Here is a 24,271-nt window from a genome sequence, read left to right as displayed (position 1 = left end):
TGGCCGGACGCCGATCGGTCATATCTTGGGCAGTTCCATCCGTCTCCCGCCGATCCAGCACGGAATGCCCTGCCCATGACCGCCGCCATCGTCGCCGTCTTCACGCTCGCCTATGCCGTGGTGGCGCTGGAGCATCCGTTCCGGATCAACAAGGCAGCCACCGCTCTGGTCGGTGCCGGCCTGATGTGGACCATCTACGCCGTCATGGGCGGGACCGCGCCGGCCGTTGCGGCTGAACTCAACGAGTCCGTGGCCTCGACCGCGCAGATCATCTTCTTCCTGATCGGGGCGATGACCATCGTCGAGGTCATCGACGCGCACAACGGCTTCGAGGTCGTGACCTCGCTGATCAGCACCAGGAATCAGGTCACGCTGGTCTGGTTGGTCGGCTTCGTGACCTTCTTCCTCAGCGCCATGCTCGACAACCTCACCACCGCGATCGTGATGGTGTCGCTGATGAAGAAGCTGTCGGGGCGTGACGAAGATCGTCTCGTGTTCGCCGCCATCATCGTGATTGCCGCCAATGCCGGCGGCGCGTGGTCGGCGATCGGCGACGTCACCACCACCATGCTGTGGATCGGCGGCCAGATCACGCCGCTCGCGATCATGAAGTCGGTCTTCATCCCCTCGCTCCTGAACCTGCTGGTGCCGCTCGCGGTCGTCAGCGTCACGCTGCGCGGCAAGCAGCTCGCGCCTCCGGCGAGCGCAGGGCTCGCCTCGATCAGCCCGATCCTGCCGTTCGAGCGCAACCTGATGTTCTTCATGGGCCTCGGCATCCTGGTCGCCGTGCCGGTGTTCAAGGCGCTGACGCATCTGCCGCCGTTCATGGGCATCCTGTTCGGCCTCGGCCTGCTCTGGATGGTCGGCGAGATCATCCATCGCGAGAAGGCCTCGGAGCAGAAGCAGCGCCTGACGCTCGTACATGCGCTGACCCGCATCGACATGCCCTCGATCGTGTTCTTTATCGGCATCCTGCTGGCCGTCGCAGCGCTGGAGCACACCCACATCCTGCAGGCGCTGGCGCAATGGCTCGATCGCACCGTCGGCCGGCTCGACCTGATCGTGATCGTGCTCGGCCTCGCCAGCGCGGTCATCGACAACGTGCCGCTGGTCGCAGCATCCATGGGCATGTACAGCCTGAGCCAGTTTCCGCCGGACAGTTTCCTGTGGGAGTTCGTCGCCTACTGCGCCGGCACCGGCGGCTCGATCCTGATCATCGGCTCGGCGGCCGGCGTCGCCGCGATGGGGCTCGAGAACATCCACTTCTTCTGGTACGTGCGCCGCATCAGCGGCATCGCCCTGCTCGGCTATTTTGCCGGCGCCGCCGCCTACATTATCCAATACAATCTGCTTCACTGAGCGGGACCGACGCATGGAATGGTCGTGGCACAGTCTTGCAGCCGTCGCGACCGCCATGCTCATCGGCATCGGAGCTGGCCACGCCGACGACGCGACGATCCGCAGCGGCTACGCGCTCGGCCCGGCCAGTTGCGGCGACGGCGCCCTCACCTTTCCGCGCCTCCAGATCGACATGAAGCCCGGCTTCTGCGCCGGCCTCGTCGCCAGTCGCGACGACGGCCTGCGATTTCCCCGCAGCATCGTGCAGATTCCCGGCCATCAACTGTTCGTGGTCGCGGACATGGGCGGCTGGGGCCATGACGACGGCCGCCTCCTCATCCTCGATCCCGTAGCGCCCGCGGGCCAGCGCATCCGCGAGGCGGTCACGCGACTGTCCTATCCATTCGGCCTCGCCGCGGGCCTCGACGGCAGGATCTACGCCTCGACCGACACCGCGATCTTCCGCTTCGATCCGCTCGCCGCGAACCCGAGAGCGACCATCGAGACCATCATCCGCGATCTGCCTGGGCGCCGCCTGACCTTGCCGGACGGCACCCGGATCGCGGAGAGTGCGCATCCGCTGAAGGCCTTCGCTTTCGACCGCAATGGGCGGCTGTTCGTCAACATCGGCTCGCACAGCGACAACTGCCTGTCGCCGGCGCCGATCACGCGCCCCTGCGCGGCGGGCGACGGCACCTCGCCGCTGGCTTCCATCTGGTTGTTCACGCCGCCCGCCGGCGGCCTCTTTCCAGCGCTGAAACCCGGCGATTCCGCTCCGCCTCATGAGGTGTTCGCGCGCGGCTTGCGCAACTCGATGGCGCTGGCGCTGCATCCGCGCTTTCCCGATCCCGGCACCGCGTTCCTGCAGGGCGAGAACGCGCGCGACCTGCAGGACATCTTCGCGCCCAACGAGGAGATCAACGCGATCGAGCAAGGCCGCCACTATGGCTGGCCCTATTGCTACGACCTGACGACGCCGAGCCCGGAATTCAAGCGTGTGCTGCAGTCCGGCGCGCTCAAGAACCTCTGCAACACCACCACGCTCTACAAGCAGCCCTGGTCGCTGCTGCCGCCGCATGGCGCGCCGCTCGGCATGCTCTACTACACCGGCGATCGCTTCGACGACCTGAAGGGCAAGCTGCTGGTCGGCCTGCATGGCTATCGGCCGACCGGCAGCCGGCTACTCGCCTTCGAGGTCGACGACCACGGCTTGCCCAAGCTGAGCCCGGCGCCGGTGCGCTACCATGTGAGCTGCGCCGCCGAGCCAACCCGCGCTTTCCAGACCGCAGCCGGTCCCGCGCCGGCCGCGGCGTTCGACGAGATCATCACGGGGTGGCATCGCGTCAACGGCATCCGGCCGCAGGGCGCGCCGGTCGGCATGACCATCGCCGACGACGGCGCGATCTGGCTGGTCGAGGACAAGAACCAGACCGTGATCCGCATCGACCGCTCTGGCGAGGCTGCCCCCGAACCCCTGCCCTGCGACATCAGGAGCGAGGCGCTGATCGACCGGCTTGCGGCTTTCGTGATGCAGGACGCGGCGAGTCGCGCGCGGCTCACGACCGTGCGCAGGAGCCTGATCGAAAAACATTGCAGCGGCTGCCATTCGGATTTCGGCCTCAAGGCCGGGCAATCCGATGACGACAAGGACCGCGCCGTGCTGCGCTTCATGCTGGCGCAAGACGGCTGGATCTATCCGGGCGATCCCGAAGCCGGCCGGCTGCGTCAACGATTGCGCGGATTGGGTGCCGAGCGGCAGATGCCGCCGGGCGCCAACCTCATCAAGACGGAACCAGGCTACGCCAGGGTGCTTGATGTGGCGGACGATCTGGTCGCGCGCATGATTCCAGGAACCAGGATGCGGGTGAAACCGGGCGGCCCTCCGCATCGCAAGTTCTTCGCCGGCGACGGCCGCGAATGCGGCGAGATCCCGTTCGGCAAGGTCGTCGTGATGACCGAGAGGTCTGCCGTCAATAAGCCCGGCTTCAGCCGTTTCTTCCGGCCCGCCGATACCTACCTCAACGGCACCTGTACGGACGACAATGGCTATTACATCCAACAGCAGTTTCTGGTGCCGCTCTGACCGGCTTGCGATGGCCCGTAGGGTGGGCAAAGCGACCGCCGCAGGCGGCGCGTGCCCACCGGCCGCGCGCACCGGTGCTGCGGCTGGTGGGCACGGCGCGAACGAGCGTGCGTTCGGGCGCAAGCGGCGTCGTCCTGCGCCTTTGTCCACCCTACGCATCTCGGGTTTGGCGACTGTTCTCATGCTCTTGCTTGCGAGCGCGCCCACCCTCGCCGCACCAAAACTGTTCGAGAGCACCCAGCTCACTCCATCCGGCGAATACACCTTCGGCATCGAGGGGCCCGCCGTCGACCGCGACGGCAATCTGTTCGTCGTCAATCTCGGCAAGGCCGGCACGATCGGCAAGCTCGCGCCGGAGGCGACGGCCTCCGAAAAATTCACCGAGCTGCCCGACAACAGCATTGGCAACGCCATCCGCATCGACGCCACAGGCACGATGTTCGTCGCCGACTACAAGCGCCACAACATCTTCGCCATCGCCCCCGGCACGACCGAGCCCCGCCTCGTCTTCCATGCCGATGACATGAGCCAGCCCAACGACATCACGCTGGCGCGCGACGGCACGATCTATGCGAGCGATCCCAACTGGAAGGCGCGCAGCGGCCGCATCTGGCGGATCGCGAAAGGACCCGACGGATCCCTGCAAGGCGCAGCCATGTCGGCGCCGCGTGCCATGGGCACCGCCAACGGCATCGATCTCAGCCCAGACGGCCGCACGCTCTATGTCGGCGAATCCAACAGCGGCGAGCTCTGGTCCTATGCGATCGACGGCGACGCGCTGACACGGCCCAAGCTGATCAAGACCTTCGAGCCGAACACGATCGACGGACTGCGCACCGACGCCAGCGGCCGGCTGCTGGTCGCGCACATCCTCAAGGGCAGCATCGCCATGCTGGCGCCGGATGGGCGCATGATCCGGGAGATCGCGCTGAAAGCCAGGGAGCCGACCAACCTCGCCTTCGGCGGCAGCGACGGCAAGACCGTGTATGTGACCCAGCGCCAGGGCGGCTTCATCGAGTCGTTTCGGACTGATGTCGAGGGGCGAGAGCATTGTTTGCAGATGCGGAAGTGCTGAGCTTCTCTGCTGGTGCCGGATTCAGCATGGCGCTCGCTGTCTGAACGACAACTAATAGATCGCGCATATCCGCCATGCCCGAATTGCCCGTCGTGCCAGTTTGTCGCACGCTTGCCCACTTGTGTCGTCGGGCAAATCAGACCGATGTTTCCGGCCATCCCGGGCTCGTGAGAGGGGCGTATCGCGGTCGTCACGAACGTGGAGCCTGGGGAGCGGTGGGCGTGTGATGCTGCAGCGTGATCAGTCGCGCGGACGAACGGCATGATGCGCACGGTGAAGTCGTGATGTCCCGACACCCCGATGCTGGTGTCAACCTGGCGCAATACGATCGCGCTGGGGATGGTGGCCAGAAAGCCCGGCGCACCAGGGAGACCACGTATAAGCCGTAAAGCCATCGCGCAGGGAATGCCGGGTTGATCCGGCTGCACCTGTGGTTCCTGCCGCCTGCATTCTTTTCGCAGGCGGGCCATGGGTGAGGCCATCACCCGGCATTCCCTGCGCCCTCTTGTTCTCAGAGGGTTCGAGCTATCCTTCATGACTCGGACAGATCGTGTCGCGAGAACGCCGCCCCGTACCCCGTGTCATGTCCGCGCAGGCGGGCATCCGGTACGCCGCGGCGTCTCGATTCATCACCCCTTCCGGCGAGTACTGGATCGTGAGGCCGGCACCTTTCATCTCACCCGCAAATCAAGGCCCCCGCGTGCGCGAGAGCCTCGATAGCAATGGCGATCGCTTATCGCCCGTACACCACCGGCGCGCGGCGGACGATGAGCGGCGGCGGCAGGTCGCGCTCCCAGACACGGCCGTCGTCGAACTGGATGCGCATGCCGTCGGGCGAATACACTGCACTTTCGTCACGTGCGTCGATCCAAAGCCGGCTATTGGGAGCATTCCAGTCCGGCCAGGCCTGGAGGGACTCGCCGGTTTCGGTGGTCAGGTTCACGGCATCGCCGTTCTGCGTCACGAAGGCCGGCGCGCCGATCATTCCGTCGCGGCACATCTGGATGCAGCGGTAGGTGCCGGTGAGGTTCGCACTCGGCTGGGCCGAGGCGCTGCCGGCGACGCAGGCGCCGACCAGGCCAATGACGATTGCAACACGTTTCATGTCGATCACTCCATCGCTCGAAAGGGTCAGCCAGCCCCCATTCGGGCCCCTCGGGCGGATCAAGTGCGATGCGGGAAAAATGTTCCGACCGTTCCCGGTCAGGGAACCCTACTCGACCATCACGACATCGACGGCGACGCCGAGCTTCTGCTTGCGCGAGCCGACGATGATGCCATCGACCGGCGAGACATCGGAGAAGTCGCGGCCCATGCCGAGGATGATGTGATCATTGCCGACCAGGAGATCATTGGTCGGATCGAAGCCGATCCAGCCCAGTTCCTCGCCGCACCACAGCGACACCCAGGCATGGGTGGCGTCGGCGCCCTGCAGCGGCGGCTGGCCCTCGGGCGGGATGGTGCGCAGATAGCCGCTGACATAGGCTGCGGGCAGGCCGAGGCCGCGCAGGCCGGCGATCATGACGTGAGCAAAGTCCTGGCAGACGCCGTGGCGATTGTCGAACACCTCGCGCAGCGGGGTCGAGATCACGGTCGCCTTCGGATCGTATCTGAACTCCTTGCGGATGCGCCGCATCAGATCGGCGGCGCCGGCTACGATCCCCGTCTCGGCGGAGAAGCTCGCCGCGGCGTAGTCCGTCACCGGCTCCAGCACCGGCGCCAGCGCGCTGGCGAAGACGTAGCCGATCGGCGACGACGGGCCGAGGCTCGTCGCCTCGAAAGCTGCATCGCGCACCTGCTCCCACTCCGCACTCGGCGCATCGCGCTCGGGCGGCGTGCGCGACAGCTTCACCCGCGAGCGCGAGTCGATGCGCAGGTGGCGGTGCTGAGTGTCGATCACGATGCTCTCGGTCAGTGTGCCGAAGAAATCGCGCCGCGCCGTCCGCTCCGAGGGACGCGGGCGGATGTCAACGCTGTGCGAGATCAACTCCTGGCCGTCGCCGCTGAGCGGCTCCAGGCGCAGCGAGCAGCGCGCGAAGCTGACGGCACTCCCGTATTCGTAGGTGGTGACATGGCGGATGTCGTAGATCACGCGAGGCCCGTCAGCTTTTCCGGCCGCGTCGCGTTCGGACCGTGTGGGAAGTAGTGCTGACCGATCGCCTCCGCCAGATTGAGCAGGTCCTGCTCCAGTGCAAACAAGGCGCGGCCATCGAGATGGGCCGCCTCCGCCGCGGTCAGCCGCGCGCCCAGCGAGATCGCGAGGCGTTGCGGCCGCTCGATCAGCCCGTTCTCCTTCAGCACCGGGAGGCTCGCGATGTGCTCGTTGAGCAGCTCGACCTGGAACGCGACCGAGCGCGGATTGTAGAGGTCGAGCACGACGAGATCGCGGATCGGCGCCAGCGACGGGCCGATCAAATAGCGCGAGCGGTAGGTGATCTGGCAGTCGACCAGCGTGAGCAGGACGTCGAGATCCTCGGGCGTCGCCTCGTCATAGCCGAACTGGCGCGCAAACCGCGCGGTGTTGATGGCGCGTTCGGCGCGGCGCCCCATGTCGAGGAAGCGCCAGCCGGCGGCGCGGTTCATGTTCTCCTGGGCAAGGCCGGCGAAGCTCGCAAGCCGGTCGAGCGTGAGCTCGGCGATGCTGACGACGGCGTCCTCATCCTCGGCCTCCTGCGCCAGGCGATTCGGCATCTCGGTGATGACCTGCCAAGCGTCGGGCGAGAGGCGCTCGCGCAGCGAGGTCGCGGTGCGCTGAGCCGATCTGAGCAGCGACAGCGCCGAGCCGAACTGCGCCTCGGCCTGCAGGGCCTCAGCCGCCACCTGAAATCCCTTGCTGCGCGAGGTCTGCTCAACCGCGCCCCACGCCAGCAACAGCCGCTGGATACGCTCGGAGGTGTTGAGCTGCGCCGGCGATCCCTTGCCGGGATCACGATGCTGGGCTGCGAGCGCCCGGATCAGCCGCACGGTGGCCTCGGCGCGCTCCAGATAGCGTCCGAGCCAGAACAGATTGTCGGCGGCGCGGCTCGGCAGCACGCCGGCGATGCGGCGTATCCGCACGTTGTCGGAGCCCGGCAGCAAGGTGCGCGCCGCCACCGCCTTGTCGGCGACCACCCAGACGTCGGCGGCGCGCGCGCCATCGCCCATCGACACCGCGCGCGCATCGAGCTTGTCGGCGATGCGACAGAAGCCGCCGGGCATGACGGTCCAGCCGTCGGGCGTGGCGGCCGCGAACACCCGCAGCACGAACGGCCGCGGCGCGATCCGACCGTCCTCCCACACCGGCGTGGTCGACAGCCGCACCACCTCCTGTCCGACATAATCGATGCCGCGCTGGCTGATCGCAGCGCGCAGCCGCTCGCGCTCGGCGGCCGAGAGCTCACCAGCCAGCACCGGACCGCTGCTTGCGAAGCCCGGCACGGCGCGGCCATAGGCGCCTTCGATCGCGAACTCCTCGAGCCGCGACAGCACCTCGTCGCGTGCGGACTTCTGGCCGCACCACCAGGTCGCGATGTGCGGGATCTTGAGATCCTCACCGAGCACGCGCCGCGCAAGGCTCGGCAGGAAGCCGAGCAGCGCGCGCGCCTCGAGCACACCAGAACCCGGCATGTTGGCGATCACCACACCGCCCTTGCGCACGACGTCCATCAGGCCGGCGACGCCGAGTCGCGAGCCGGCATCGAGTTCGAGCGGATCGAGCGAGTTGGAATCGAGCCGCCGCAGCAGCACGTCGACGCGCTTCAGGCCGGCGACGGTGCGGATATGCACGCGGTCGCCGCTGACAGCGAGATCGTCGCCCTCGACCAACAGAAAGCCGAGATAGCGCGCCAGCGTCGCGTGCTCGAAATAGGTCTCGCTGAACATGCCCGGCGTGAGCACGCCGATGCGCGGCTCGTCACGATCGGCGCTGGCGCGCAGAGCATCGCGGAATGCTTCGAAGAACGGCGCGAGCCGCTCCACGTTCATGGACTTGTAGATCGAGGAGAAGGCGCGCGACAGCACGAGCCGATTTTCCAGCGCATAGCCCATGCCGGACGGCGCCTGGGTGCGGTCGTTGAGCACCCACCAGCCGCCGTCGGGCCCGCGGCCGATATCGGCGGCGTAGATGCTGAGGAAGCGGCCGCCGGGCGGTTTGACGCCGCAGACCGGGCGCAGATATTCGCTGGACCCGGCGACGGCGGCTGCCGGCAGCGCGCCGCTCGCCACCAGCCGTCCCTCGCCATAGATGTCCTGCAGCACCCGTTCGAACAGTTCGGCGCGCTGGACGATGCCCTGGGACAGTTGCGCCCATTCGGACTCGTCGATCAGCAGCGGCAGATGGCTCAGCGGCCACGATCGCTCGGCGTTGTCGCCCGGCGAGCGATAGGTGACGCCGGCTTCGCGCAGATGGCGATCGGCGGAGGCGAAGCGGCGCTCGATGTCACTCGGCGCGAGTGCGGCGAAGGTCTCGGCAAAGCGGGTCCAGACCGGTCGCGGACGGCCGTCGGCCCCGATGAACTCATCGGGGATGCCGGGGAGCCGGGCATAGTCGCGGGCCCAATGCTCGGCCCGGCGCAGCGGAGAACGTGCCGCCGGCCGACCGGCGGCGCTCGCTCCCTGGTCCTGGCCGCTCGAGCCGTCCATACCCTGGTCCTCCGCACAAACTCCGTGCCATCAATGCAGGAGCGGCCTGCGCAAGTCGAGGGTCATCGGGAATTCATTTGTGCGTTCCTCCGGCGGCAGCGCGATTCGTCCCGGAGTGTGGCCGTGATCCTGGAAGCGGGCGAGCCGCCGTGCCTCCGCCTCGTAGGAGTTGATCGGCTTGGTATCGTAGTTGCGGCCGCCGGGATGGGCGACGTGATAGACGCAGCCGCCCAGCGAACGGCCGTTCCAGGTGTCGATCAGGTCGAAGGTCAGCGGCGCATGCACCGGGATCGTCGGGTGCAGGCCGGAGGCCGGCTGCCATGCCTTGAAACGAACCGCCGCCACCGCTTCCGCCGACCGTCCGGTCGAGGTCATCGGCATCCTCCTACCATTGCAGGTGATGAGGTGGCGGCCTTCGATGAAACCTTCGGCTTTGACCTGAAGTCGCTCGACCGAGGAATCGACATAGCGCACGGTGCCGCCCGCGGCGCCCTCCTCGCCCAGCACGTGCCAGGGCTCCAGCGCCTGCCGCAGCTCCAGGGTCACGCCGCCATGCTGCACGCGGCCGAAGGTCGGAAAGCGAAATTCGAGCTGCGCCTGGTACCATTCCGGCGAGAAGTCGTAGCCGGACGACCGCAGCTCATCCAGGACATCAAGAAAGTCTTCCCAGATGAAGTGGGGCAGCATGAAGCGGTCGTGCAGCGCCGTGCCCCAACGCACGAACCGGCCGTCTTGCGGCTCACGCCACAATTTGGCGATCAGCGCACGGATGAGAAGCTGCTGCGCCAGCGACATCCGCGGATCGGGCGGCATTTCCAGCGCGCGGAACTCCACGAGTCCGAGCCGGCCCGTCGGTCCCTCCGGCGAGTACAGCTTGTCGATGCAGATCTCCGAGCGGTGGGTATTGCCGGTGATGTCGACGAGCAGATGCCTGAACAGCCGGTCGACCAGCCACAGCGGCACGCTCTGCCCGATCCTTGGCACGTTGGCGAGCGCGATCTCGAGCTCATAAAGGCTGTCGTGGCGCGCCTCATCGATGCGCGGAGCCTGGCTGGTCGGCCCGATGAACATGCCGGAGAACAAATAAGACAGCGACGGGTGCCGCTGCCAATACAGGACGAGACTCTTCAGCAGATCGGGGCGGCGCAGGAAGGGCGAATCCTGCGGCGAGCTGCCGCCGACGACGACATGATTGCCGCCGCCGGTGCCGGTGTGGCGGCCATCGATCAGGAAGCGATTGGCGCCGAGCCTCACCTTCGCGGCATCCTCATAAAGTCCGAAGGTGATGTCGACCGATTGCCGCCAGCTCGCGGCCGGCTGGATGTTGACCTCGATCACGCCGGGATCGGGCGTCACCTTGATGACCTCGATGCGCGGATCGAACGGCGGTGCATAGCCCTCCACGTGAACCTTGATCTGCATCGACTCGGCCGTCGCTTCGACCGTTGCGACCAGCTCCAGGTAGTCCTCGATGGTTTCGACCGGCGGCATGAACACGCACAGAATGCCATCGCGGATCTCGACCGACATCGCAGTGCGGACGCCGAGCCCTCCCCAGTACTGATACTGAACGTCCTGCTGCGGCTTCGGCGCGCGATCGAGCTTCGGCAGCGGCGGTACCTGCGGCACGATCACCGGACGCCCCTGCGTGAACATCGGCAGCGGCCCGCGCTGCTCCATCGGGTCCTGCTCGTGGATGTACGGGAAATCCTTCGGCGGAATGTGGGCCAGCGAGCCGATCGGCAGCCGCAGGCCGAGCGGTGAGTCGCCGGGAATCAGGAACAGCCGCTTGCGCCGCAGGCCCCAGCGCTCGCTGCGCCAGCGCCGCGGCTGTGCATTCCAGCGCTGGATCGGCAGCACGAAGCCGCGCGGAATGTGCAGCCCTTCATCGAACACCCGCGCCATCCGCGCGCGTTCCTCGGGATCGGCGAGCTTGGAGTCGAGCGCATCGACGTTCTCGGGCAGTGCGGCTTCCTTCTGCAGCCAATGCGCGGGATCTTCGAACGCGGGCAGCACGTAGTCCGGTTCGAGCCCGAGCGTCTCGGCGGCCGTGTCCAGGAAACGCTCTGCATCCTGGATCGTCGCCCTGCGCGGGCCATCGACGTTGGCGATCAGATCCGGATTGCGCCAGATCGGCTCACCGTCCTTGCGCCAATACAGTCCGAACGCCCAGCGCGGCAGGCTTTCGCCGGGATACCACTTGCCCTGTCCGTAATGCAGCAGGCCACCGGGCGCGAAACGCGCGCGCAGACGCCGGATCAGGCTGTCCGCGAGCCCGCGCTTGGCCGGGCCGACGGCAGCCGTATTCCACTCCGCCGATTCCATGTCGTCGATCGACACAAAGGTCGGCTCGCCGCCCATCGTGAGGCGCACGTCGTTTTCGGCGAGATCGGCATCGACGGCTTCGCCGAGGCGGTCGAGCCGGTCCCACGCCTCATCCGAAAATGGCCGGGTAATCCGCGGCGCTTCGCGGATGCGCCTCACATTCATCTCGAAGTTGAAGTTGACCTCGGCAACTCCGGCACTGCCGCTGATCGGCGCGGCCGAGTGATAGTGGGGAGTCGCAGCAACGGGGATGTGTCCTTCGCCCGCCAGCATGCCCGAGGTGACGTCGAAGCCTATCCATCCAGCGCCGGGCAGATAGACCTCGGCCCAGGCATGCAGATCGGTGAAATCATTCTCGACCTCGACCGGCCCCTCGATCGGATCGATGTCGGGACGAAGCTGAATCAAATAGCCGGAGACGAAGCGGGCGGCGAGCCCGAGATGCCGCAGCGTCTGGATCAGCAGCCACGCCGAGTCGCGGCAGGAGCCGGCGGCCGACGACAGCGTCTCCTCCGGCGTTTGAACGCCAGGCTCCATCCGGATGATATAACGAATCTTTTTCTGCAACTGCGCATTGAGTTCGACGAGATAGTTGACCGTGTTGTCCGCATCGCGGGGAATCGACTTCAAGTATTCCGCGAACAACGGCCCCGGCTCGATTGTCTCGAGATAGGGCGCCAGTTCCACCTTGAGGCCCTCCGGATAGGCGAAGGGAAAACTGTCGGCGTAAGGCTCGACGAAGAAGTCGAACGGATTGATCACGGTCATCTGCGCCGTGAAGTCGACCTCGATTTTGAGTTCGTTCACCTTCTCGGGGAAAACGTAGCGGGCCAGCCAATTGCCTTGCGGATCCTGCTGCCAGTTCACGAAATGGTTGGGCGGCGTGACCTTGAGCGAATAGCTCAGCACGGGGGTCCTGGTATGTGGTGCAGGACGCAGGCGGATGGTCTGCGGACCCAGTTCGACCGGACGATCATATTTGTAATGAGTGACGTGATGTAATGCGACGTAGATTGACACGAGGCTTCGGCGCTCCAGCAACTTTTTTAAGCAGAACATTGCTGTGCTTAGGGATCAAGCACTAACAAAGGGCAGAGCTGCCTATTGGACGATCCTAAGCCCGAAAGGCGGCATTTGGACCGCGCCGGCCCAGTTGAGCCGCCCTATCAGGTGTCTCCGCTGCACGCACCGGTCGCTTTTCCGGCCGCTGCGCGCCTCAATCAGGCCCGTCACGAAGAACGAGAGAAGAACAAACAACCTATCCGGCCGCACGCGGAGAGTTGTCCACAGGACGACGCGCAGGCGCTCACGGAAGATTGACCAGTCCCTCAAAGCAGGGATTAACCCCGAATGATGAACTAACAAGAACTAATAGCGTTGCATTTGCCGCAATCGCTTGATAGCTCGACTACACATGCTATTTAGGACCATCATTGCCAAAAGGAGAATCAAGTGGCGAAGACAGCTAAGAAGGCAGCTACCAAGAAGTTGGCGCGGAAACCCTACACGCCCGCCGACATCAAGCTGCTGAAACAGCACTCGAAGTCCAAGACCCCGGTTGCCAAGATCGCCAAGGCGATGAAGCGGACCGAAGGCTCGCTCCGTCAGAAGGCTCTGGCGCTCGGCATCGGCCTGGGCCACCAGCGGTAAATTGCTCGGCGCCGCTGTCGCGCGAGCGTCGGCAGGGCCAGCCCATGACGGACTGCCCACGACAGCCAGCCCATGGCGGCGCGCTCACCTGTCATCTGATCTCAGTTGCGATCCAGTCTCAGTTAACTTGCGATCTCAGCTGCGATCAGATGCCGGGACACCGAACCGCAGCCCCGATAGGGCCGCCGAATAGCTGAGTGATCCAGCTACATCGTCGCGCCGAGCACCCAGGGCGCGAACTCGGCCCCGCCGAAATCGAAGCTCTCGCTCTTGGTCGGCTGCCCCGAGGCGGTCTTCAACATCAATTCGAAGATGCGCTGGCCGCATTCCTGCACCGTCTCCTCGCCGTCGAGGATCGTGCCGCAATTCACGTCCATGTCGTCTTCCATCCGCTTGTACATCGGCGTGTTGGTCGCGAGCTTGATGGACGGCGCCGGTTTGCAGCCGAACACGCTGCCGCGGCCGGTGGTGAAGCAGACGAGATTGGCGCCGCCGGCCACCTGCCCCGTCGCCGCAACCGGGTCGTAACCGGGCGTGTCCATGAACACGAAGCCCTTCTTGGTGACGGCTTCCGCATAATGCAGCACATCGACCAGATTGGTGCTGCCGGCCTTGGCCATCGCGCCGAGCGACTTCTCGAGAATCGTCGTCAGGCCGCCGGCCTTGTTGCCCGGGCTGGGATTGGCGTTCATCTCCGCCCCTTCACGCGCGGTATACTCTTCCCACCAGCGCATCAGGGAGACGAGTTTCTCGCCGACGTCGCGGCTGACTGCGCGGCGCGTCAGCAGATGCTCGGCGCCGTAGGTCTCGGGTGTCTCCGACAGGATCACTGTGCCACCATGTCGCACCAGCAGATCGCTTGCCGCACCGAGCGCCGGATTGGCCGAGATGCCGGAATAGCCGTCGGACCCACCACATTGAAGGGCGACAGTCAGCTCGCTAGCCGGAACCGTCTCGCGCTTGACCCTGTTGGCGTCGGCGAGCGCTTCCCTGACGAAAGCGATGCCGGCCTCGACGGTCTTGCGGGTGCCGCCGACCTCCTGGATGTCCATGGCGCGCAGGCGGCCGGCGAGCTTCTGCTCCTCCATCAATCCGCCGATCTGATTGGCCTCGCAACCAAGGCCGAGCACGATCACCGCAGAGAAGTTCGCGTGCCGCGCGTAGCCGCCGAGGGTTCGCCGCAGCAGCTTCAACGGCTCGTCGAGCGTCATGCCGCAGCCGGTCTTGTGCGTCAGCGCCACGACGCCGTCGACGTTCGGGAAGTCGGCGAGCGGATCGTCACCGGTGAAGGGATTGCGCTTGAACACGTCGGCAACGAGGCCCGCGACATGCGCGCTGCAGTTCACCGAGGTCAGAATGCCGATGTAGTTGCGGGTCGCGACCCGGCCATCGGGCCGGCGAATGCCCTCGAACGTCGCCGGAAGATCGAAATTCGGCGTCGGCTTCACGTCAACGCCATAGGCGTAGTCCTTGGCGAAATCGCCCATGCCGCAGTTCTGCGTATGAACGTGCTGCCCGGGCGCGATCGGCGCGGTCGCGAAGCCGATGATCTGGCCGTAGCGGCGGATGGGCTCGCCCTGTGCGATCGGACGCACCGCGACCTTGTGACCGGCCGGAATCCGGTCGGTCGTGGTGACCCCATCGGCGATCGACAGCCCCGGGGGCAGGCTGGCGCGCGCGATCAGGACGCTGTCCTCGGGATGAAGACGGATGACGGGGGTGGGAGCCATGGCTGTCTCTCTCGTATCAATACGTCGATCGCGAACACATATGCGAATGGCGAGCGGCTCATAGCGAATGGACGGATCCCCGTTCGCTACGCCCTCCTCGCCATTCGCCTTTCTCGTTACGCTTTGCCGCCGGATTCCTTGCGGGTCTGCGCGACCTGCTGGCGGGCATAGACCTGCATCAGGCCGACCTCGTTCGACAAGGTCACGAGCTTGAAGCCCATGTTGATGGCGCGGACCGCACCCTCGGCGCCGCTGCAGTGAATGCCGGGATTGAGCCCACGCTTGCCACACTCCTTCACGATCTTCTCATAGATCTTGAGGATTTCCGGCTCGTCACGATCGAGCTTCGGCACCAGGCCATAGGAAAAGCCGAGATCGGAGGGCCCGATATAGACGCCGTCGATGCCTTCGACATCGAGAATGGCTTCCATGTTCTCGACCGCGGTCCTGGTCTCCATCATCGGCAGCAGCACGATCTCGTCGTTGGCCGTCTTCTGATACTCGCCCGCACCACCATACATGCCCGAGCGGATCGGACCGTTGGAGCGCACACCCTTCGGCGGATATTTGGAATAGGAAACGAGGTTGCGCGCTTCCTGCGCTGTGTTGACCATCGGGCAGATGACACCATAGGCGCCGCCATCGAGCACCTTGCCGATGATGCCGGGCTCATTCCACGGCACGCGCACCATCGGCGTGACCGGATGGCCATGCATGGCCTGGAAGCATTGCACCATCGACAGATAGTCCTGCACCCCGTGCTGCATGTCCACGGTGACGCTGTCGAAGCCGCACTGAGCCACGACCTCCGCGGAGAAGCCCGAGGGGATCGCGAGCCAGGCATTCACCACCGTCTTGCCTTCGGCCCAGAGTTGCTTGACCTTATTGTTCGCCACGACTGCGTTTCCTTCCCTTGTTGTTCAACCGATCCGTCTCGTTAGAATTCGTTCTCGCCGATGGCGCAACGCAATGCAATCCCGCTCAATCTGAGCATGGATGCTTCGCACCACCCGCAGTCACACTGATTTCACGATGTCGCCCGCTGAATGCTCGCTTCGCTGACACCCACTTCGCGTGCCGTGTTCACTATTGCCGCCCAGGTGTCATCGGGCAAGGGCACGCCATTGGCCGTACGCTCGGCCCGCATCTTGCGCTCGGGATCGCCCGGCACCAGCACCTGATCAACGCCGGAGACCGGCTTGGTCGCCCGGATGAAATCCGTATAGCGGCTGATCTCACCATCAAAGAAGCTCGCCGGATCGACCACCTTCGGGTCGATGTAGATCGCGAGCATGCCGTTGGCAAAGCGCCGATTTGCCGACGTCGCCCCGGTGCCGGTCAAGGCGCCGCCGAGCAGCTCGCAGATGAAGGCGAGACCAGAGCCCTTGTGCTCGCCGAAGGCGCGGATCGCTCCCGTCCCCTTGGTGTGGTCGCGCGTCCCCTCGGCCTCATAGGGTCCATAGAGCACCGCCGGATCCTCGCTGAGCGTCCCGTCGGCATCGATCAAGGCGCCCTTGGGCAGCTTCTTGCCGCCGCGGCTCGCCACCAAGACCTTTCCCTCGGCCACGATCGAGGTCGCGAAATCGAGCACGATGGGATCCTTTCCCTGGCGCGGAATGCCGACACAATATGGCGCGGTGGAGAACCGCTTCTCGACTCCGCCATAGGGCGCCACCAGCAGTGAACCTGCGGCCGTGACGAAATGAATGGAGACGAGCCCCTCGGCGGCGGCCATTTCCGCCCAGTCGCCGACCCGGCCGAGATGGCCGGAATTGCGCAGCGCCAACGCAGCCAAGCCGCCCTTCTTGCAACGCTCGATGCCGATCCTCACGGCCTGTGGTGTCACGGTCTGACCGTAGCCGAACTTGCCGTCGACGACCACCAGCGACGGGGTGTCGACCACGACCTCTGCGGTCTGGTTGGGCACGATCGAACCCATCTTCTGCCAACGGATATAGACGGGCACGCGGATCACACCGTGGCTGTCATGCCCTGTCAGGTTGGCCGTCGTCAGATAGGTCGCGATCCGGCGGGCCTCCTCCGGCGAGGAATTGGCGTGTTCAAAGACGTCGGCAACGAAATCGATGAGATGCGCAACCTTGATAGTGACCATGACAACTCGCGGGTTCGATCAGCATGCGAAAACAGAGTTAGCATGGTTTGCCATGCCTGCGACGCACGCCCTCTCCGCTGGACTGCATCGCTTCTTATCAAAACGCCGAACGGCCTGCCAAGCATGAGACCGCGTCATTGCGCTTGGTCCGCGGCAGATCAGCCATCGCCGTCGTCGGAGGCGTCGAGATCGCCGCCGATGCTCTGCTCCAGCTCGCCCAGCATCTTGTGCAATGCGGCAAGCTTGCGGGCGCCATACCGGCTGGCAATCGATGCATAGATCGCCTCTGAGCTCGGCGCGACCTGTGCGATCAGCTTCATGCCCTTGGCCGAGATCGACAACACGCCCCTGCGCATGTCGCGGCTATCGACTTCGCGCTGAATCAGGCCGCGCGCCTCGAGATCGCGCAGGATGCGGGACAGGCTGGGCCCGAGCAGGAACGCGACCCTCGCCAGCTCCGTCACCTCGATCACATCGACCGCCGCCAGCGCGCGCAAGATACGCCATTGCTGCTCGGTCAGGCCGTGCTGTCGCAGATTGGGGCGAAACTGCCGCATCACGGCCTCACGCGCCCGCAACAAGGCCATCGGCAGCGACTGCGAGAAGTCGCGCATCGGCACCTTGCGCGCTTCCTTCGCAGCCTGCCTGGCGACCTTGGCCCTGGTCTCGCTCACATCAATCTCCTCAATCTCCCGTGGGCCATTCTGAACATTTGCACTGCAGCAAACGTCCTTTCGGTTTGCCGACTGAAACTTAACATGTTAATCATCTGCCGCCATCTCTTTTCTGAGCGATAGACCATGCCTCTTGCGAGCGACCAGATTCATAGCTGCGCCTTACGCCTGGATCAGGCCGAAAAGAGCCGCCGCCAGATCAGGCAGTTGTCGCAGGAGTTTCCCGATATCACCATCGCAGATGCCTATGCGATCCAGGAAGCCTGGATCAGCATCAAGGTGGCCGCGGGCCGCGTCATCAAGGGTCACAAGATCGGGTTGACATCGAAGGCGATGCAGAGCGCGCTGAACATCGATGAACCGGATTCGGGCGTGCTGCTCGACGACATGTTCTTTGCCGATGGCGGGCTGGTGCCGTCCGACCGCTTCATCGCGACGCGTATCGAGGCGGAGCTTGCCTTCGTCATGAAGCACCGTCTGTCTGGACCGGACTGCACCTTGTTCGACGTACTCAACGCGACGGATTTCGTGGTGCCGGCACTCGAGATCCTGGATACGCGGATCGAGCGGGTGGATCCCGCGACCAAGGCGACCCGCAAGATCTTCGATACGATCGCCGACAACGCCGCCAATGCCGGCATCGTGCTCGGCGGCCGGCCGCTGCGGCCGCTCGATGCCGACCTGCGCTGGATCGGCGCACTCTGTTATAAGAACGGTCAACTGGAAGAGACCGGCTTGGCCGCCGGCGTGCTGAACAACCCGGCAACGGCCGTTGCGTGGCTCGCCAACAAGATCGCGGCAAGTGGATTCGCGCTGGAGCCGGGACAGGTGGTCCTTGCCGGCTCGTTCATCCGGCCGATCGAGGCGCGCAAGGGCGACACGATCCAGGCCGACTACGGCCCGTATGGGACGGTGAGCTGTTACTTCGCCTGAAGCCTGCCCCGGAGCGACCGCATCATGCCGCATTTCAGCATCGAATACTCCGCCAATCTCGACGCCTTTGTCGTGATGGCCAACGTCTGCGAAGTGGTCCGCAAGGCCGCCAGCGAGACCGGGATCTTTCCGATCGGCGGCATCCGCGTGCGCGCGATCCGCTGCGAGCACTACGCGATCGCCGACGGCAAGCCCAACTCCGCCTTCCTCGCCATGCTGCTGCGGCTCGGCGAAGGCCGCGACCTCGCGGCACGGCAGAAGGCCGGCGAGCACGTCTTCAAGGCACTCTCGGCGTATCTCGATCCGGTCTTCGCAAGCACCAAGTTCGCATTGTCCTTCGACATGCAGATCAACGACGCCGCGACCAGCTGGAAGCGCAACAACATCCACGACGCCCTGAAAGCGGAGGCATCCCATGGATAAGGCCACCCCCAAGACCGACATCTACAAGGCCAATCTCGACCGTGCCGCTCCCCTGCTCGCGAAGCTGAAGGACGAGGGCATCGGCCACTTCATCGACGGCAAGGTGGTGCCGGCGATCTCGGGCGCGACGTTCGAGACGAAGTCCCCGATCGACGGCACTGTTCTGGCCAAGGTCGCTCGCGGCAATGCAGAGGACATCGACCGCGCGGCGACATCGGCCGCACTCGCCTTCAGATCCTGGCGCGACATGGCGCCGGCGATGCGGCGCAAGCTGCTGCATCGCGTGGCCGACGCGATCGAGGATCATGCCGACGACATCGCCGTGCTCGAATGCATCGACACCGGGCAGGCCTATCGCTTCATGGCCAAAGCCGCGGTCCGCGCGGCGGAAAACTTCCGCTTCTTCGCCGACAAATGCACCGAGGCGCGTGACGGCCTGAGTACGCCGAGCGACGAGCATTGGAACATCTCGACGCGGGTGCCGATCGGCCCGGTCGGCGTGATCACGCCATGGAACACGCCGTTCATGCTGTCGACCTGGAAGATCGCCCCGGCGCTCGCGGCCGGCTGCACGGTCGTACACAAGCCGGCGGAATGGTCGCCGATCACGGCGCAGTGGCTGGCCAAGCTCGCCAAGGACGCCGGCATTCCCGACGGCGTCCTCAACACCGTTCATGGCTTCGGGGAGGAGGCCGGCAAGGCGCTGACCGAGCATCCCGCGATCAAGGCAATCGGCTTCGTCGGCGAGAGCTCGACGGGATCTGCGATCATGGCGCAGGGCGCACCGACCCTGAAGCGGGTGCATTTCGAACTCGGCGGCAAGAACCCGGTGATCGTGTTCGACGATGCCGATCTCGACCGCGCGCTCGATGCCGTCGTGTTCATGATCTACTCGCTCAACGGTGAGCGCTGCACCTCATCCAGCCGCCTGCTGGTGCAGCAGAGTATCGCCGAGACCTTTACGGCCAAGCTTGCGGCGCGCGTGCGTGCGCTGAAAGTGGGTCATCCGCTCGATCCCGCCACCGAGATCGGGCCGCTGATCCACGAGCGGCATCTCGCCAAGGTCTGCTCCTATGTCGACGTTGCACGCGAGGACGGTGCGATCATCGCCGTCGGCGGCAAGCGGTTCGACGGCCCGGGCGGCGGGCACTACGTCGAGCCGACGCTGGTGACCGGCGCGCGCCAGACCATGCGCGTGGCGCAAGAAGAGGTGTTCGGGCCGTTCCTCACCGTGATCCCGTTCCGCGACGAGGCTGACGCGATCGCGGTCGCCAATGACGTGCAATACGGCCTCACCGGCTATGTCTGGACCGGCGACATGGGCCGCGCGCTGCGCGTCGCCGACGCGCTGGAAGCCGGCATGATCTGGCTGAACTCGGAGAATGTCCGCCACCTGCCAACCCCGTTCGGCGGCATGAAGGCATCGGGCATCGGCCGCGACGGCGGCGACTATTCGTTCGACTTCTACATGGAGACCAAGCACGTTTCGCTCGCGCGCGGCACCCACAAGATCCAGCGGCTCGGCGTCTAAGGAGAACTGCCCATGACCTCCCCTCGCCTCGCCACCTATGCCGTCGATGGTTCGGTCCGCTACGGGCTCGTGACCGACACCGGCCTCGTCGATCTCTCCGCGCGCTTTGCCAAGGACTATCCGACCCTGCGCGAGGCGATTGCCGCCGGCGCCCTGCCCCGGCTGATCGATGCTGCAGCCGGCTTGTCGCCGGATCACGGCCTCGACGCGATCACCTGGCAGCCGCCGATCCCCTCGCCGGAGAAGATCATCTGCATCGGCGTCAACTATCCGGACCGGAATGCCGAATACAAGGATGGCCAGGACGCGCCGAAATATCCGTCGATGTTCATGCGGACGCCGCGCTCCTTCGTCGGCCATGAAACGCCCCTGGTGCGTCCCTGCGCTTCGCCGCAGCTCGACTATGAAGGCGAGCTCGTGCTGATCATCGGCAAGGCCGGCCGTCACATCCCGGAGGCCCAGGCGCTGGATCACATCGCCGCACTCACGCTTTGCAACGAGGGCACCATCCGCGACTGGGTGCGGCATGCCAAGTTCAACGTCACCCAAGGCAAGAACTTCGATTCGACCGGCAGCCTCGGGCCTTGGATCGTGCCCTACACGAATGAGAGCCAGATTGCCGATATCCGGCTGACGACGCGCGTCAATGGCGAATTGCGCCAGGACGACCGCACCTCACGGCTGATCTTCGGCTTCCGCTACCTCATCAACTACATCTCGACCTTCACCACGCTCGTCCCCGGTGACGTGATCGTGACGGGCACGCCCACCGGCGCCGGTGCACGGTTCGATCCGCCGCGTTATCTGAAGCCCGGCGACGTCGTCGAGATCGAAGCCGAGGGCGTCGGCACCTTGCGCAATGGCGTCGTCGACGAAGCTCTGTAAAGTCAGCAACGGAATGTCAGCATGACCACCATGACCGGCGGCGAAGCCATCGTCAGCGGGCTCGTCGCCCACGGCGTCGACACCGTGTTCGGCCTGCCTGGAGCGCAGGTCTATGGCCTGTTCGATGCCTTCCACCAGGCGCAGCTCAAGGTCGTCGGCGCCCGCCACGAACAGGCCTGCGGCTACATGGCGTTCGGCTATGCCCGCGCCAGCGGCAGGCCCGGCGTGTTCAGCGTCGTGCCGGGTCCCGGCGTGCTCAACGCCGGCGCGGCACTGCTCACCGCCTTCGGCTGCAACGAACCGGTGCTTTGTCTCACGGGCCAGGTGCCGACCGACTATCTCGGCCGCGGCCGCGGCCATCTGCACGAGATGCCGGACCAGCTCGCGACCCTGCGCACCTTCGTCAAATGGGCCGAGCGCATCGAATACCCCGACAGCGCGCCGACGCAGGTCGCGCGCGCGTTCCAGGAGATGATGTCGGGGCGGCGCGGCCCCGCTGCGCTCGAGATGCCGTGGGACGTGTTCACGCAGAAGGCGGCCACCGCCGCGGCGATGCCGCTGGCACGGTTCGCGCCGCCGCAGCCCGATCCCGACCGCATCGCCAAGGCGGCCGGGCTGATCACGTCCGCGAAGGCGCCGATGATCTTCGTCGGCTCAGGCGCAATCGAGGCGCGCGAGGACATCCTCGAGCTCGCCGAGATGATCGACGCGCCGGTCGTCGCCTTCCGGTCCGGGCGCGGCATCGTCTCCAATGCACACGAGCTCGGACTGACGATGGCTGCTGCCTACAAGCTCTGGCCGGCGACCGATCTGATGATCGGCATCGGCACCCGCATGGAGCTGCCGACCACGTTCCGCTGGCCGTTCAAGCCGGATGGATTGAAGTCGATCCGCATCGACATCGACCCGGTGGAGATGCGGCGCCTGATCGTCGACGCCGGCATCGTCGCCGATGCCAAGGCGGGCACGGCCGCGCTCGTCGCTGCTGTGAGCAAGGCGGGGTACCGCAAGAGCTCGGGACGCCGCGCCGCGATCCGGGAGGTCACCGCAGCGACCTTGCAGGAGATCCAGAAGGTACAGCCGCAGATGGCCTATCTGAACGTGCTCCGCGAGGTGCTGCCGCGCGACGCCATCGTCACCGACGAACTGTCGCAGGTCGGCTTCGCCTCCTGGTACGGCTTTCCCGTCTACGAGCCGCGCACCTTCATCACCTCGGGCTATCAGGGCACGCTCGGCGCGGGTTTTCCCACCGCGCTCGGTGCCAAGGTGGCGCATCCCGACAGACCTGTGATCGCGATCACCGGCGATGGCGGTTTCATGTTCGCCGTGCAGGAGCTGGCGACTGCCGTGCAATACAACATCGGCGTCGTCACCCTGGTGTTCAACAACAATTCCTATGGCAATGTCCGGCGCGACCAGCGTGAGCGCTTCGACGGCCGCGTCGTCGCCTCCGATCTCGTCAATCCGGATTTCGTCACGCTCGCCGAATCCTTCGGCGTCGCCGCCAGCAAGGTCACGTCACCCGATCAGTTCAAATCCGCGCTCGAGACGGCGCTGGCGCATGGCGGGCCATATCTGATCGACATCGAGGTGCCGCGCGACTCCGAGGTCTCGCCCTGGGCCTTCATCCATCCGTCGAAGCCTCCAGGGATCTGATCGACCTCACGGCGGGGACGCGCGGCGTCCCTGCAATCCGGCGGCGGCCATCGCCAGCAGGCCCGCGCCGGCCACGAGCCAGCACGCGACCGGCGCCCACTGCACCAGCGGCGCATAGTCTGGCAACTTCTGCAGACCGCCGGCGACGGCAGCGATCCGCGCGAAGGTTGCCAGCGCCAGCGCCGAGAACACGAGCCCGGTCACCTTGCCCTCGGCGCCGTTCGTCCCGATCGCGAGCGCCGCGGAAATGGCGCTCATCATCATGCAGCCCCAGGCCGCCCCGGCGATGAACTGCGCCGCGATCAGCACGGTCAATGCGCCCGCGAGCTCGGCGATCACGATCGCGAGCGCACCGAGCAGACCGGCGAATCCCATCACGATGAGCCCGCCGCGATGCTTGACGACCACGCTGGCCGGGAACAGCACGAGGTTGAAGCCGATCCAGAACACCGGCATCAGCCAGGAAAGGTCCTCCGGCCTGGCGAAGCGGAGATAGAAGGCCGAGCTGTTGATGCTGAAATGCAGCTGGTAGCCGAGCGCGAGGATCACCATGGCGCCGATGAACAGCAGGGGCAGTCCCCGCAGTGGCCTGGGCTCGAGCTTGGCCGCTGCTTGCGCTGCCCGACCGCTATCCTGCGGAATGCGCGAGAGACCGAGCGCCGTCAGCAGCAGCACGGCCGATGAGATGACGAACGGCAGGCGCGGATCGTAGTCGCGCAGGATCACGCCGAGATAGGGCGACACGGCGCCGGCCACGCCATAGCCGAGCATGACCAGCGCTGCCAGGAACGGAATGGCCGGCCGGGCCGCATGGCGCCCGAGCAGCGTCAAGGGCGGCGCGCGCAAGACCGACGAGGTCAGCGCCCAGATCGCGATCAGTCCGATGAAGACCGCTGGACCTGCGGACGCCGCCACGAAAGGCAGCGCGACAAAGGCGGCGCAGGATACCGCAGTCAGCAGGCCGATGAAGAGACCGAACCGCGCGGCGGCGCGCCCGATGCGATCGGCCGCAAGTCCCATCGCGGTATCGGACAATGTGAAGATCGCCTGGTCCAGCATCAGGATCAGAACGACGGCGGAGGGCGCGATGCCGGCCTGGGCGGCGAGCTTCGGCAGATAGATCACGTAGGTCGTCCACAGCAGCGTGAACACCAGCTGCAGCAGCGCAAGGTGAAGTCCTATTCGCGCCGCCGCAGGCGCCCGCTCGTCCGCAAGTTCGACAGTGCTCATGGCCC

Annotated in this window: 18 protein-coding genes; 9 read left to right on the top strand and 9 right to left on the bottom strand. The window is 65.7% G+C overall.

The window, feature by feature from the left end; translation table 11 throughout:
• Positions 1 to 75: 75 nt before the first annotated feature.
• From nhaD to ACQR03_RS00590, 3 genes are all read left to right on the top strand, one after another.
• Positions 76 to 1,359, top strand: a complete 1,284-nt coding sequence (gene nhaD / locus ACQR03_RS00600) for a sodium:proton antiporter NhaD (protein WP_315749228.1) — start codon at positions 76 to 78, stop codon at positions 1,357 to 1,359.
• A 13-nt stretch (positions 1,360 to 1,372) separates the two neighbouring features.
• Positions 1,373 to 3,421, top strand: a complete 2,049-nt coding sequence (locus ACQR03_RS00595) for a PQQ-dependent sugar dehydrogenase (protein WP_316170563.1) — start codon at positions 1,373 to 1,375, stop codon at positions 3,419 to 3,421.
• Between the two features lie 181 nt (positions 3,422 to 3,602).
• The gene (locus ACQR03_RS00590; RefSeq protein WP_316185201.1) at positions 3,603 to 4,496 is read left to right on the top strand and encodes an SMP-30/gluconolactonase/LRE family protein; all 894 of its coding nucleotides are present in this window, start codon (positions 3,603 to 3,605) and stop codon (positions 4,494 to 4,496) included.
• A gap of 733 nt (positions 4,497 to 5,229) precedes the next feature.
• On the opposite strand, the gene ACQR03_RS00585 is transcribed toward ACQR03_RS00590, so the two are convergent.
• From ACQR03_RS00585 to ACQR03_RS00570, 4 genes are all read right to left on the bottom strand, one after another.
• Positions 5,230 to 5,610, bottom strand: a complete 381-nt coding sequence (locus tag ACQR03_RS00585; protein ID WP_315714907.1) for a hypothetical protein — start codon at positions 5,608 to 5,610, stop codon at positions 5,230 to 5,232.
• Between the two features lie 99 nt (positions 5,611 to 5,709).
• Complete coding sequence (locus tag ACQR03_RS00580) at positions 5,710 to 6,588, bottom strand: transglutaminase family protein (RefSeq protein WP_315826351.1); 879 nt, start codon at positions 6,586 to 6,588, stop codon at positions 5,710 to 5,712.
• Entirely contained in the window at positions 6,585 to 9,116 is a 2,532-nt protein-coding gene (locus tag ACQR03_RS00575; protein ID WP_315826352.1) for a circularly permuted type 2 ATP-grasp protein, read from the bottom strand. The genes ACQR03_RS00580 and ACQR03_RS00575 overlap by 4 nt, the downstream gene beginning before the upstream one ends.
• A 30-nt stretch (positions 9,117 to 9,146) precedes the next feature.
• Positions 9,147 to 12,461 carry a DUF2126 domain-containing protein gene (locus tag ACQR03_RS00570; RefSeq protein ID WP_316202249.1) on the bottom strand — a complete coding sequence of 1,105 codons (3,315 nt, stop codon included), beginning with the start codon at positions 12,459 to 12,461 and terminating at the stop codon, positions 9,147 to 9,149.
• A gap of 432 nt (positions 12,462 to 12,893) precedes the next feature.
• Between ACQR03_RS00570 and ACQR03_RS00565 the strand changes: the two genes are divergently transcribed.
• Entirely contained in the window at positions 12,894 to 13,091 is a 198-nt protein-coding gene (locus ACQR03_RS00565) for a hypothetical protein (RefSeq protein ID WP_008964013.1), read from the top strand.
• Positions 13,092 to 13,297: 206 nt separating this feature from the next.
• Here the strand turns inward: ACQR03_RS00565 and ACQR03_RS00560 are convergent, their stop codons facing one another.
• The 4 genes from ACQR03_RS00560 to hpaR form a co-directional block, all read right to left on the bottom strand.
• On the bottom strand, positions 13,298 to 14,821 hold the full coding sequence (locus ACQR03_RS00560) for a UxaA family hydrolase (protein ID WP_315826354.1): 1,524 nt from the start codon (positions 14,819 to 14,821) through the stop codon (positions 13,298 to 13,300).
• 116 nt (positions 14,822 to 14,937) lie between these two features.
• On the bottom strand, positions 14,938 to 15,717 hold the full coding sequence (locus ACQR03_RS00555) for an HpcH/HpaI aldolase family protein (protein WP_315749218.1): 780 nt from the start codon (positions 15,715 to 15,717) through the stop codon (positions 14,938 to 14,940).
• A 131-nt stretch (positions 15,718 to 15,848) separates the two neighbouring features.
• Positions 15,849 to 16,934 carry a malate/lactate/ureidoglycolate dehydrogenase gene (locus tag ACQR03_RS00550; protein WP_315749216.1) on the bottom strand — a complete coding sequence of 362 codons (1,086 nt, stop codon included), beginning with the start codon at positions 16,932 to 16,934 and terminating at the stop codon, positions 15,849 to 15,851.
• Between the two features lie 158 nt (positions 16,935 to 17,092).
• Positions 17,093 to 17,548, bottom strand: a complete 456-nt coding sequence (gene hpaR / locus ACQR03_RS00545) for a homoprotocatechuate degradation operon regulator HpaR (RefSeq protein ID WP_409977900.1) — start codon at positions 17,546 to 17,548, stop codon at positions 17,093 to 17,095.
• 186 nt (positions 17,549 to 17,734) lie between these two features.
• Here hpaR and hpaH point away from each other — a divergent pair, with 186 nt between their 5' ends.
• The 5 genes from hpaH to ACQR03_RS00520 are packed head-to-tail and all read left to right on the top strand — an operon-like array spanning position 17,735 to position 23,036.
• A complete protein-coding gene (hpaH, locus tag ACQR03_RS00540) occupies positions 17,735 to 18,541 on the top strand; it encodes a 2-oxo-hept-4-ene-1,7-dioate hydratase (RefSeq protein ID WP_315749214.1) in 807 nt (268 codons plus the stop codon).
• Between the two features lie 24 nt (positions 18,542 to 18,565).
• On the top strand, positions 18,566 to 18,964 hold the full coding sequence (locus ACQR03_RS00535; protein ID WP_315749212.1) for a 5-carboxymethyl-2-hydroxymuconate Delta-isomerase: 399 nt from the start codon (positions 18,566 to 18,568) through the stop codon (positions 18,962 to 18,964).
• Positions 18,957 to 20,495 carry a 5-carboxymethyl-2-hydroxymuconate semialdehyde dehydrogenase gene (hpaE, locus tag ACQR03_RS00530; RefSeq protein ID WP_315749210.1) on the top strand — a complete coding sequence of 513 codons (1,539 nt, stop codon included), beginning with the start codon at positions 18,957 to 18,959 and terminating at the stop codon, positions 20,493 to 20,495. Before ACQR03_RS00535 ends, hpaE begins: the two co-directional genes overlap by 8 nt.
• A gap of 12 nt (positions 20,496 to 20,507) precedes the next feature.
• Complete coding sequence (locus tag ACQR03_RS00525; RefSeq protein ID WP_315749209.1) at positions 20,508 to 21,380, top strand: fumarylacetoacetate hydrolase family protein; 873 nt, start codon at positions 20,508 to 20,510, stop codon at positions 21,378 to 21,380.
• A gap of 21 nt (positions 21,381 to 21,401) precedes the next feature.
• Positions 21,402 to 23,036: a thiamine pyrophosphate-dependent enzyme gene (locus ACQR03_RS00520; RefSeq protein WP_315749207.1), complete on the top strand. Its 1,635-nt coding sequence runs from the start codon at positions 21,402 to 21,404 to the stop codon at positions 23,034 to 23,036.
• Positions 23,037 to 23,042: 6 nt separating this feature from the next.
• Here the strand turns inward: ACQR03_RS00520 and ACQR03_RS00515 are convergent, their stop codons facing one another.
• Complete coding sequence (locus ACQR03_RS00515) at positions 23,043 to 24,266, bottom strand: MFS transporter (protein WP_434841562.1); 1,224 nt, start codon at positions 24,264 to 24,266, stop codon at positions 23,043 to 23,045.
• Between the last annotated feature and the right edge of the window lie 5 nt (positions 24,267 to 24,271).

Origin of the sequence: Bradyrhizobium sp. HKCCYLS3070, assembly GCF_051167575.1 — a bacterium.
Classification (GTDB): Bacteria; Pseudomonadota; Alphaproteobacteria; order Rhizobiales; family Xanthobacteraceae; genus Bradyrhizobium.
The sequence above is the reverse complement of the archived record's forward strand: the minus strand, read 5'-3'. Positions and strand labels throughout refer to the sequence as shown.